Origin of the sequence: Streptomyces sp. DH12 (assembly GCF_020873895.1) — a bacterium.
GTDB lineage: Bacteria > Actinomycetota > Actinomycetes > Streptomycetales > Streptomycetaceae > Streptomyces.
This window is the reverse complement of the sequence record NZ_JAHWGT010001712.1, coordinates 1-384: the sequence shown is the minus strand read 5'-3', so window position 1 is coordinate 384 and position 384 is coordinate 1. Positions and strand designations below refer to the sequence as shown.

Here is a 384-nt window from a genome sequence, read left to right as displayed (position 1 = left end):
GGATGCGCGGGCAGGGGCCGGTGCCGGTCATCATGCTCACCGCGCGGGGCGACGAGGACGACCGCATCCTCGGCCTGGAGGTCGGCGCCGACGACTACGTCACCAAGCCGTTCAGCCCGCGTGAACTGGTGCTGCGGGTGGGGTCCGTGCTGCGCCGCGCGCGGCCGGCGGGGGACGCGTCCGGTCCCGGCGCCGGTTCCGGTGTGCTGCGGGCGGCCGGGCTCACCGTCGACCCGGAGGCCCGGCGGGCCGTCAAGAACGGGGTCGAACTCGCGCTGACCGTGAGGGAGTTCGACCTCCTCACGTTCTTCCTCGCACACCCCGGACGGGTGTTCGCGCGGGAGGAGCTGATGCGGGAGGTGTGGGGCTGGGACTTCGGCGACC

General features: G+C 74.2%; 1 protein-coding gene. It reads left to right on the top strand.

The genetic code is table 11. From position 1 onward, the window contains the following. On the top strand, positions 1-384 hold a 384-nt coding region (locus LPA54_RS41870; RefSeq protein WP_228985570.1), incomplete at both ends, for a winged helix-turn-helix domain-containing protein.